The organism is Taibaiella sp. KBW10 (assembly GCF_003852495.1).
Classification (GTDB): domain Bacteria; phylum Bacteroidota; class Bacteroidia; order Chitinophagales; family Chitinophagaceae; genus Edaphocola.
The window spans coordinates 1-9,732 of the sequence record NZ_QAJI01000001.1 but is presented as its reverse complement, the minus strand read 5'-3'; the positions used below and the strand labels follow the sequence as shown (position 1 = coordinate 9,732).

At 43.0% G+C, this 9,732-nt stretch carries 11 protein-coding genes and 1 tRNA gene; 5 read left to right on the top strand and 7 right to left on the bottom strand.

The window, feature by feature from the left end:
- Positions 1 to 119: 119 nt before the first annotated feature.
- Positions 120 to 884: a pseudouridine synthase gene (locus DBR32_RS00060; protein ID WP_199724265.1), complete on the bottom strand. Its 765-nt coding sequence runs from the start codon at positions 882 to 884 to the stop codon at positions 120 to 122.
- A 106-nt stretch (positions 885 to 990) separates the two neighbouring features.
- Here DBR32_RS00060 and proC point away from each other — a divergent pair, with 106 nt between their 5' ends.
- The 3 genes from proC to DBR32_RS00045 are packed head-to-tail and all read left to right on the top strand — an operon-like array spanning position 991 to position 3,218.
- The gene (gene proC, locus DBR32_RS00055) at positions 991 to 1,788 is read left to right on the top strand and encodes a pyrroline-5-carboxylate reductase (protein ID WP_124634245.1); all 798 of its coding nucleotides are present in this window, start codon (positions 991 to 993) and stop codon (positions 1,786 to 1,788) included.
- Between the two features lie 20 nt (positions 1,789 to 1,808).
- Entirely contained in the window at positions 1,809 to 2,405 is a 597-nt protein-coding gene (locus DBR32_RS00050; protein WP_124634244.1) for an alkylphosphonate utilization protein, read from the top strand.
- Positions 2,406 to 2,426: 21 nt separating this feature from the next.
- A complete protein-coding gene (locus DBR32_RS00045) occupies positions 2,427 to 3,218 on the top strand; it encodes a zinc-dependent peptidase (protein ID WP_124634243.1) in 792 nt (263 codons plus the stop codon).
- A 76-nt stretch (positions 3,219 to 3,294) separates the two neighbouring features.
- Here the strand turns inward: DBR32_RS00045 and nusG are convergent, their stop codons facing one another.
- From nusG to topA, 6 genes are all read right to left on the bottom strand, one after another.
- Entirely contained in the window at positions 3,295 to 3,873 is a 579-nt protein-coding gene (gene nusG, locus DBR32_RS00040) for a transcription termination/antitermination protein NusG (RefSeq protein WP_124634242.1), read from the bottom strand.
- A 14-nt stretch (positions 3,874 to 3,887) separates the two neighbouring features.
- Positions 3,888 to 4,079 (bottom strand): preprotein translocase subunit SecE, encoded by a 192-nt coding sequence (gene secE / locus DBR32_RS00035; protein WP_124634241.1) that lies wholly within the window; start codon positions 4,077 to 4,079, stop codon positions 3,888 to 3,890.
- Between the two features lie 41 nt (positions 4,080 to 4,120).
- A tRNA-Trp gene (locus DBR32_RS00030) sits at positions 4,121 to 4,191 on the bottom strand.
- A 98-nt stretch (positions 4,192 to 4,289) separates the two neighbouring features.
- Positions 4,290 to 4,736: a tRNA (adenosine(37)-N6)-threonylcarbamoyltransferase complex ATPase subunit type 1 TsaE gene (gene tsaE / locus DBR32_RS00025; RefSeq protein ID WP_124634240.1), complete on the bottom strand. Its 447-nt coding sequence runs from the start codon at positions 4,734 to 4,736 to the stop codon at positions 4,290 to 4,292.
- Positions 4,737 to 4,803: 67 nt separating this feature from the next.
- Positions 4,804 to 5,559, bottom strand: a complete 756-nt coding sequence (locus DBR32_RS00020) for an ABC transporter ATP-binding protein (protein WP_124634239.1) — start codon at positions 5,557 to 5,559, stop codon at positions 4,804 to 4,806.
- Positions 5,560 to 5,617: 58 nt separating this feature from the next.
- Positions 5,618 to 8,224 carry a type I DNA topoisomerase gene (topA, locus tag DBR32_RS00015; protein WP_124634238.1) on the bottom strand — a complete coding sequence of 869 codons (2,607 nt, stop codon included), beginning with the start codon at positions 8,222 to 8,224 and terminating at the stop codon, positions 5,618 to 5,620.
- Between the two features lie 149 nt (positions 8,225 to 8,373).
- On the opposite strand from topA, the gene DBR32_RS00010 reads away from it, so the two are divergent.
- Together DBR32_RS00010 and DBR32_RS00005 are read left to right on the top strand one after the other, a co-directional pair.
- Positions 8,374 to 9,243 carry an SPFH domain-containing protein gene (locus tag DBR32_RS00010; RefSeq protein ID WP_124634237.1) on the top strand — a complete coding sequence of 290 codons (870 nt, stop codon included), beginning with the start codon at positions 8,374 to 8,376 and terminating at the stop codon, positions 9,241 to 9,243.
- Between the two features lie 38 nt (positions 9,244 to 9,281).
- Positions 9,282 to 9,440 (top strand): PTS ascorbate transporter subunit IIC, encoded by a 159-nt coding sequence (locus DBR32_RS00005; RefSeq protein WP_233559619.1) that lies wholly within the window; start codon positions 9,282 to 9,284, stop codon positions 9,438 to 9,440.
- The last annotated feature ends 292 nt before the right edge of the window (positions 9,441 to 9,732 follow it).

Genomic DNA, 9,732 nt, shown 5'->3' with positions numbered 1-9,732 from the left:
AGTTTTCGCGCCTGATCGCCCCAAGCCCATGATTTTCTTAAGACCCGGATTTATAAGGCAGGAGAGGAATATCTTTTTACTTTTTACTTCTACCTTCTTACTTTTTACTGCTCGCCCCCTTAAAACTGCTCATCCGCACCTAAATAGCGCCACTGTCCCGGAGGTAATTTTCCCAAGACGACATTGCCTATACGAATGCGTTTTAACCCCACTACCTTCAGGCCGACCAATTCACACATCCTGCGGATTTGTCTTTTCTTACCTTGCTTCAAAATAAAGCGTAATTGGTCTTCATTCTGCCAACTCACCTTTGCCGGACGTAATAGTTCTCCGTCGAGGCTGAGGCCGTGATTCAGGAGTTTTAATCCATTATCATCTATCTTTCCCGTTACCCGCACCAGGTATTCCTTTTCCACCCCGCTATTATCACCGATTAGTTGCTTGGCAACACGGCCATCCTGTGTCAGCACCAAAAGCCCTACGGAATCAATATCCAGACGGCCGGCTGGTGCAAGGCCATAAGGGTGTCTCTCGCTATAGCGGATGCCACTCTTATCTTCACTCCAGTGGTTTTGCAGTGTGATCAGCTCCGCAGCGGCTTTATATCCTTTTTCCGGTTGTGCACTCACATAACCCATAGGCTTATGCAGAATAATGGTGACCCGGTTGGATTGCTGTTGTTGTGCCTGACTATTGATGGTGATCACATCGGTTTCTTTGATGCGTTGCCCTTTTTCGGTAATGGTTATGCCATTCACTTTTACCCAGCCTTTAGTAATGTACACATCGGCTTCCCGCCTAGAGCAGAAACCCAAATGTGCCATACGTTTGGCTAAGCGCATATTGTCGGCATCAGAAGAAGGGAGAGAATTATTATGAGGCAAAGTGCGATATTTTTTAAGCGGTAAAAATAGGCTAAAATATGAACATAGGCTTCCGGCAAGCCAACATAATTTATATTGCTATTTAAATTTCGTTTCTTTGCAGCTTATGAAAAAGATGGCGATTATAGGGGGCGGTAATTTAGGACAGGCGATAGCAGAAGGACTTATTTCCAGCAGCTTTATCGCACCGGAGCAGATTACCATTTCCCGGAGAAATGTTGCGGCGCTTTCCGCCCTGGCTGCAAAAGGGGTGCAGGTGACCAGCGACAATGTAGCCGCAATTGACGGCGCAGACTGGATTATACTCGCGGTGAAACCATTTCAGGTTAAAGAAATCCTGAGCGGGCTCCTGCCGCACATGAATGCCGCTACGCAAGCCCTGATCAGTGTCATGACCGGGGTCAGTTTAAGTGACCTTACCGAAATGACCGGGCCGGATTTTACCATCTTTCGGGCAATGCCTAACACCGCTATTGCGATTAAAGAAAGCATTACTTGTTTGTGTGCGCTTAATGCAAGCACGGAACAACATAATTTTGTTACCGATATTTTCAATAAGCTCGGACTGACGGTGGCTATTGAAGAATCGATGATGGATGCGGCTACCGTTTTGGGCGCTTGTGGCACCGCCTTTGCCATGCGTTTTATCCGGGCTAATATACAAGGAGGGATTGAGATCGGTTTTGATGCGAAAACGGCAGCATTGATTGCCGCGCAGACCGTTAAAGGAGCTGCAGAATTACTGCTGCAACGCAATACCCATCCCGAACAGGAAATCGATAAGGTAACTACACCAAAAGGCTGTACCATTGCCGGTTTAAACGAAATGGAGCACCAGGGCTTTAGCTCTTCTTTGATTAAAGGAATTGTAACCAGTTATAAAAAAATAAAAAATGATATGTAAGCCATATCTGTGATCGTATTATGAATCTACAACAACTACAGGAACGCAGCCATAACCAATGTGAATTATGTGACGCAAAAGGAGGATTATCTATTTATGAAGTGCCCCCGACTGCCGGCAACGTATCTGACCGGGAAATCTATATTTGTGAGCCCTGCCTGACGCAAGTCGATAAGAAAGCAGAATTAACACCGGCGCATTGGCAGCAATGCCTGGGTACCGCAATGTGGAATGAAGCACCTGCAGTACAGGTTGTGGCCTGGCGTATGCTGAACCGTTTTCGCCAGGAGAGCTGGGCGGCAGATCTGTTAGATATGATGTACCTGGATGAAGAACATATGGAATGGGCAAAGGCAACCGGCGATCATGAAAGTGACGGAAGTGTAGATTTGCATCGGGATAGCAATGGACATCAGTTGGAAAACGGCGATAGCGTTGTGCTGATCAAATCATTGGATGTAAAGGGATCTACGGTGAATGCAAGCCTGGGTACGGTGGTGAAAAACATTAAGCTCGATCCCAATGATACCGCTTATGTGGAAGGAAAGATAGAAGGACAGTCGATCATGATCAAAACAATATTTGTGCGCAAACAAGGGGCACAGATTATTACTTAATCTATTTTATAACCCGTTATAATGAGCTACCAATTACTTATTTTATTACTGGCAGTTGTGATTGGTCTATACCTCTTCCGCATATACAGAAAAGCGGCTAAGGTAGATCAGAAACTGATTCCGGAAGAGGAGACTACGGAACAAGTGCTTGCCAAGCAAGTACCTTTTTACCAGAAGCTTTCCGCCCCCGAGCAACAGGTGTTTGAAGAAAGGGTACAGCTTTTTCTGCACAAGATAAAAATCACGCCAATCAATAATGCAGCGGTGACGATGCAGGATAGGGTATTGATAGCTGCAGCGGGGATTATTCCTTTATTTCGTTTTAAGAACTGGATGTATAATAACCTGAACGAGGTGCTTGTCTACCCTGATCGCTTTAATAAAGACTATGAACTGGAGGGCAATGAGCGGGATGTAGTGGGTATGGTAGGAGATGGGGCAATGCACCGCACCATGATTTTATCCCTGCCTTACCTTAGGGCCGGTTTTGCTAACGATACGGATTCCAATACCGCTATTCATGAGTTTGTACATTTATTAGATAAGTCGGACGGGGCTACAGACGGCATTCCGGAGGCTATTTTGCAGGATGATAATGTGAAGCCCTGGATAAGCTTAATGCATGAATATATAAAGGAAATAAGACAACATGATATTACCGATATCAATCCTTACGGTGCGACTAATGAAGCAGAGTTTTTTGCGGTGGTCTCTGAATATTTCTTTCAACAACCGGAACGCCTGCAAGAGCATCATCCAGAACTCTATACCTTACTCAATGCTGCCTTCAACAGAACGGCGGATACGGAGTAAGCATATAAATGTGGTGTAAGCATATAACAAAAAAGGTATCTGAAAACAGATACCTTTTTTGTTATATAAAATGTGTTTAAGATAATTTTTCTACCTGAGTAAAGTTTAACTCTACGATTTGTGCACGTCCGAAGATCTTAACGCTTACTTTCAGTTTGCGTTTTTCTTCGCTTACCTCTTCAATAGTACCATTAAATTCGTTGAACGGACCGTCAATAACTTTGATGGTTTCTCCAAGGATAAACGGCTCGGCCATCAATACCCCTTGTTCCATCACTTCATCAAGATTACCGAACATTTTGTTCACTTCAGATTTACGAAGTGGGGTAGGGTTTTCTTTTCCTAAAAAGTGGATTACACCGGTAACCGAAACGATTGTTTGTAACATGGTATCGTTAAATTTACCTGCTACTGCTTCGATCATCAGATAGCCCGGAAAAAGGATTTTTTCTCTTAAAGCTTTCTTGCCATTCGTTACTTTAAATACTTTTTCTACCGGACACAAGACTTGGATAATCGCATTGCTCCATCCGCTAAGGCGAACTTCCTTATCCAGGTGTTCTTTTATTTTTCTTTCTTTACCACTCACCACACGCAGTACATACCATTTGGTATCCTGAACGGGTTGGGCCGGGGTTTCTATAATATCACTCATTGTAAGGTTTTCGTTTAGGCAAGACTGTATACGAATTTCATCAGGGCTTCGCAAACAGCGTCCAAGCCAAAGATAACGAGTGTCGTAATTACTAACGCCAATAATACAACCGCAGTTGTAGATTGTAACGCACTCCAAGAAGGCCAGCTCACTTTGTGAACCAACTCTTCGTATGCTTCTTGTATGTATGAACCGAATTTAGCCATAGTTTGTATAAATTAAAAAAGCCCGAAGGCTTCAGTGTTTGCACGGGCACTAGGATTCGAACCCAGATCAAAGGTTTTGGAGACCCGTATGCTACCATTGCACCATGCCCGTATTAAGTATTTCAAATAAAAAGTCAAAAGAATTCTTTTGACCTTTAACCCTTGAAAGGAATGCAAAGATAACGGCTCGTTTTTATAAAAACAAATTTTTTATCCATTAATCATGCATTTTATTTTTCTTGTTTCTTCATCGATAACTTCCAGTGCTACAAACAAAGTATTAGGAGGCAGGAGTTCCGGTGCGCGTTCCCACCATTCCACAATACAAAGGTTGTTTCCGGTATGCAACATATCCTCCACACCGGCATTAATCGCTTCTTCTTCATCGGCTAGGCGGTACCAGTCGCTATGGAAAAGCTGTTTTGTAATTCCCGTAGCATCGGTGTATTCATAATGATTGATAATCGAAAAAGTAGGGCTGCTTACCGCATCTTCTACACCCAATAAACTACAGACGGCACTGGTAAAGGTTGTCTTGCCTGCGCCCAATTGTCCGCTCAATGCCCATACGGTATAAGGTTGTGCGATGGCGTAAAAGGTTTGTGCCATTTGGGACAGTGTGCTCAGCGTAAATGTTTGCTCAAGTAAAAGGGTCATAGAAAGCAATAAATAAATACAAAAATGTCTGGACTATATTGATTTTAAAGTAACAGAAAATGAGCGCTTAACTTTCTCTCAGGTCTTTTCCGGTCAGGTTAAGGAAAACATCTTCAAGATTTGCTTCCTTTGTTTTCTTTAGCCTTTGGAATCCGCTGGCCAATAATTGATCAATGAGCTTATCGGGTGTATCCTGCTGAATGATGGTTCCGGCATCCACAATCGCGACCCGGTCACATAATTCCTCTGCTTCATCCATATAATGCGTGGTGATCACGATAGTCGTTCCGTTTTGCTTCAATTGTTTGATCAGGTCCCATAGGTTACGGCGCGCCTGTGGATCAAGCCCGGTCGTGGGTTCATCCAGGAAAATGATTTTGGGATGATTAATCAAAGTCGTGGCAATCGAAAAACGTTGTTTTTGTCCGCCCGACAACTGCTTAAATTTATTTTTGGCTTTATCCTCCAGGTTTACACTGCGTAAAAGCGCCATAGGATCTACGGTTTCGTTATACAAACCCGCAAATAGCTCAATCAATTCCTTCAGGTTCAGATTTGGATAAAAACCCGAGGACTGCAATTGTACGCCGATTATTTTTTTGATTTCCTGAGGAGCTTTATCCAGATCGATGCCATCCACCCAGACCTTGCCCGAGGTTTTCGCTCTTAAGGTTTCGATAATCTCTAGAGTGGTTGTCTTACCGGCACCATTCGGTCCCAGCAATCCAAAGATCTCTCCTTGGGCCACTTCGAAACTTATCCCGTTTACCGCGGTAAACTGTTCGTATCGTTTTACTAAATTTTCTACTTTAATAATGGCCATTGCCCGAATCTTCTTTACAGATTATAACTAACAATTGCCCCATTAAGGAGCAATTGTTTTATTTCTTTTTGGCTACTGCTTTTGTCGCGGCGGGTTTCTTTGCCGCCGTTTTTTTAGTAGCGGCTTTTTTAGGGGCAGCAGCTTTTTTGGTAGCCGCCTTTTTAGTTTTCTTTTCGAATGCCTGTGGATTAATGGCAATGATCATTTTCTTCACTTCCTCTAAGGAAATATCTGTCATGTCTTCGGCCACATACTTTTCTCCGTCTGCTTTCCGGCCAAGTTTCAGCATGTCTTTGCCAAACCGGATAAAAGGACCCCAACGCCCATTCTCAATGGCGATCTTTTCTTCCGGCCATTGCTGGATAAAGCGGTTTGCTTCCTTCTCCAGTTTTTTAGAGACCAATTCGTCAATATCTTTTTGGGACAGCTGCTCAAAATTATAAGCTCTGGGTACATTGATATAAATATCCTGATACTTGATAAAAGGACCGAAACGGCCGGTACCCTTCGTAATCGGATTGCCTTTGTAATGACCAATAGGGGCATCTGCCGCCTGTTTTTCTTTAATGATGTCAATCGCCCTATCCATATCAACCATCAGCGGATCTTCGCCTTTAGGCATAGAAATAAAGCTCTCTCCCCATTTTATGTAAGGACCAAAACGGCCTACACCCACCATGACTTCCTGTGCCTGATAATCGCCCAGTATTAATGGTAGTTTAAACAGGTCCAGCGCCTCTTCAAAGCTAATCGTCTCGATACTTTGCGTGCGTTTTAAGGTTGCAAATTTTGGTTTCTCCTCATCATCGCTGGCACCGATCTGCACCATAGGGCCAAAACGACCCAAACGGGCAATCACGACCTTGCCACTTTGCGGATCATTACCTAAAATGCGCTCGCCCACAGCCCTTCCTGCATTTTCAAGCGTATCGGCTACCTTATTGTGGAACGGTTGGTAGAAATTCCCGATCATTTGATTCCATTGCTTTTTACCTGCAGCAATTTCATCAAATTCATGCTCTATACTGGCCGTAAAGCTGTACGTCATGATCTCCGGGAAGTGCTCTGTTAAAAAGTCCGTTACCACCATACCCAAATCCGTTGGGAACATTTTATTCTTCTCTGCACCCGTAATCTCTGCATCCACCCGTTCTACGATGCTGTTATTTTTTAGAGACAGTACATTGTAATTCCGTTGTATGCCTTCTTTATTATTTTTCTCTACATAATTTCTTTGCTGTATCGTGCTGATGGTAGGGGCATAAGTAGAGGGACGGCCAATGCCTAATTCTTCTAATTTCTTTACCAGGCTCGCCTCCGTATATCGTGGAGCCGGACGGCTGAAACGCTCTGTAGCCTTCATTTCCTGCAAAGGTAATTGCTGTCCTTTATTCAATGGGGGCAATAGACCTTCTTGTGCATCATCATCTTCATCATCCTTACCTTCAAAATATACTTTCAGAAAACCATCAAACTTGATAACTTCTCCTGTTGCCACCAATTTATCCTGGGGCAGGGTCGAGATGTCAATTGTCGCTACTGTTTTTTCGGTAATGGCATCTTCCATCTGACTGGCAATCGTTCTTTTCCAGATCAGGTCATATAACCGTTGGCCATCCATTTCCCCAATATGAGCTACCATCATCTCTGTCGGACGAATGGCCTCATGCGCTTCCTGTGCTGATTGGTTTTTGGTCTGGTATTGTCTTCTTTTATGGTATTGTTTTCCGTATTGCTTTTCTATTGCATGCGCTGCGTTTGCCAAAGCAGTTTCGCTGAGGTTTACACTGTCGGTACGCATATAGGTAATATAACCATTTTCGTACAAAGTCTGCGCCAGGCGCATCGTACGGCTTACAGAGTAGCCCAGTTTTCTACTGGCCTCCTGTTGTAAAGTTGAAGTGGTAAAGGGGGCTGAAGGTGTTTTTTTACCTGGTTTTACTTCAACATTGTTTACCGTAAAGGCAGCGCCGATACATTTTTCCAGAAACTGCTTTGCATATTTCTGCTGGCTGATCCGGGCACCTTCCGCCTTAAACGTGACCAGTCTTTTATTGATGTCCTGTGCTTCAAACAGCGCCTCAACTTTATAACTACTTTCCGTTTTAAATTGATTGATCTCCCTTTCCCGTTCTACAATCAGCTTTACCGCAACCGATTGTACACGGCCTGCCGAAAGGCTTTTGCCGCTAAGCTTGCGCCACAATACGGGAGAGATTTCGAAACCCACAATACGGTCCAAAACCCTTCTGGCCTGTTGTGCATTCACCAGGTCCATATTTACGGTTCTGGGATTTTGTACCGCCTTTTGAATGGCAGGTTTGGTGATCTCGTGAAACACAATGCGTTTTGTCGTGTACGGATTCAAGCCTAGTTCCTCGCAAAGGTGCCAGGATATGGCTTCTCCTTCACGATCCTCATCCGTTGCGAGCCATACTTCATCCGCTTTTTTTGCTAATGATTTGAGTTCTTTAACCACTCGGGCTTTATCATCCGATACAATATATTTGGGGGCAAAACCATTCTCAATATCAATACCCATTCCCTCTTTTTCGAGGTCTCTGATATGTCCAAAACTTGATTTTACCTCAAAGTCTTTCCCTAAAATTTTTTCGATCGTTTTGGCCTTTGCCGGCGACTCCACTATGAGTAAATTCTTTGCCATGCTGTTCAATAATAATTTGGCAAAGGTATATTTAAAATCGAAAAACGTACATATTTCTATAAATGGCGACTGTTATCCGCAGAAAATAAATTTTGAAATTATTTTAAAATGATATAATTTTGATATCATAACAATATAAAAATATTTTTATGGAAAAATTAATTAAACCCGTATCCGGCTATATAGCCCTAGTCATTTCCCTGGTATGTATGGGGATTGCCGTTTTTTGTTTTACCCTTTTCGAAACAAGTCCCGTCTTTGTTGTTTTGGGTGTATTGCTGATGCTGGCCTCCTTCTTTATTTTAAAAGGATTGATGATTATTAATCCCAATCACTCCAGGGTGTTGAATTTCTTTGGTAAATATGTGGGTAGTGTAAAGGATAACGGATTGTTCTTCGTAAATCCTCTGTATTCTTCTCTTAAAGTGAGCTTACGTTCCGATAACTTACAAGGACAGAATCTTAAGGTTAATGATAAGATGGGTAATCCGATCGAGATTGCTGCAGTAATCGTTTGGCAGGTAGGGGATACCTATAAAGCGGCTTATGAAGTGAGCAATTATGCTTCCTATGTAAAAATACAAAGTGAAGCAGCGGTGCGTCATTTGGCCAATAGCTTTCCTTACGATAATCTGGAAGCAGAAGAGAAAGAAATGACGATTACCTTGAGAGAGGGTGGGGATGCCGTAAATCATATCTTGGAAAAAGAACTGACAGATCGTTTGGCTCCTGCAGGTATTGTGATCAAAGAAGCAAGGATCAGTCATCTGGCCTATGCCTCTGAGATTGCCGGTGCTATGTTACAGCGGCAGCAAGCGACTGCTATTGTTGCAGCACGGGCCAAAATTGTAGAAGGCGCGGTGGGTATGGTTGAGATGGCTTTACAGAAATTATCAGAAAAAGATATTGTAGAACTGGATAACGAGAAGAAGGCTGCTATGGTCAGCAACCTGATGGTAGTACTTTGCGGGGAGAAGGCTGCTGCACCGGTATTGAATACCGGTACTTTATATCAATAATATCAACTTAATATATTATGCCGGATAAAAAGAACTTTATGCTTAGAATGGATGCCGATATTTATAAGGCATTGGAGAAATGGTCGGCAGATGAGTTTCGCAGTGTGAACGGACAGATCGAGTATCTATTGAATAAAGCGTTGAAAGAAAACAATCGGTTGCCTAAAGAGATAGGGAAAACAACTAAAAAGACATAAACCTATCGATTTATGATGGGATATAATAACAGCGGCCGGTATTGATACGGGCCGCTGTTATTATATATAGTATAAGCACTGTTGGTATAGCGTATTGATTATCGTAGCCGTCTGCGTGTTATAATAGTATGATCGTGTTTGTATCATGCATATATAATATATAGTGCCTTAAGGACAGGGCAGCGGTATTAGGGGAACGACTGTTTATGATACATTTCCGAGCGTGCGTTTAGCTGTTTTGACCTTTATGGCGCATCATTAAGTTACTTTAGCGCCTACCAACACGATAGAC

What these genes read in the sequence shown, in the direction of transcription:
- proC (WP_124634245.1), top strand. Translation starts at nt 991, where the DNA reads ATGAAAAAGATGGCGATTATAGGGGGCGGTAATTTAGGACAGGCGATA.
- DBR32_RS00050 (WP_124634244.1), top strand. Translation starts at nt 1,809, where the DNA reads ATGAATCTACAACAACTACAGGAACGCAGCCATAACCAATGTGAATTA.
- DBR32_RS00045 (WP_124634243.1), top strand. Translation starts at nt 2,427, where the DNA reads ATGAGCTACCAATTACTTATTTTATTACTGGCAGTTGTGATTGGTCTA.
- nusG (WP_124634242.1), bottom strand. Translation starts at nt 3,873, where the DNA reads ATGAGTGATATTATAGAAACCCCGGCCCAACCCGTTCAGGATACCAAA.
- secE (WP_124634241.1), bottom strand. Translation starts at nt 4,079, where the DNA reads ATGGCTAAATTCGGTTCATACATACAAGAAGCATACGAAGAGTTGGTT.
- tsaE (WP_124634240.1), bottom strand. Translation starts at nt 4,736, where the DNA reads ATGACCCTTTTACTTGAGCAAACATTTACGCTGAGCACACTGTCCCAA.
- DBR32_RS00020 (WP_124634239.1), bottom strand. Translation starts at nt 5,559, where the DNA reads ATGGCCATTATTAAAGTAGAAAATTTAGTAAAACGATACGAACAGTTT.
- topA (WP_124634238.1), bottom strand. Translation starts at nt 8,224, where the DNA reads ATGGCAAAGAATTTACTCATAGTGGAGTCGCCGGCAAAGGCCAAAACG.
- DBR32_RS00010 (WP_124634237.1), top strand. Translation starts at nt 8,374, where the DNA reads ATGGAAAAATTAATTAAACCCGTATCCGGCTATATAGCCCTAGTCATT.
- DBR32_RS00005 (WP_233559619.1), top strand. Translation starts at nt 9,282, where the DNA reads ATGCTTAGAATGGATGCCGATATTTATAAGGCATTGGAGAAATGGTCG.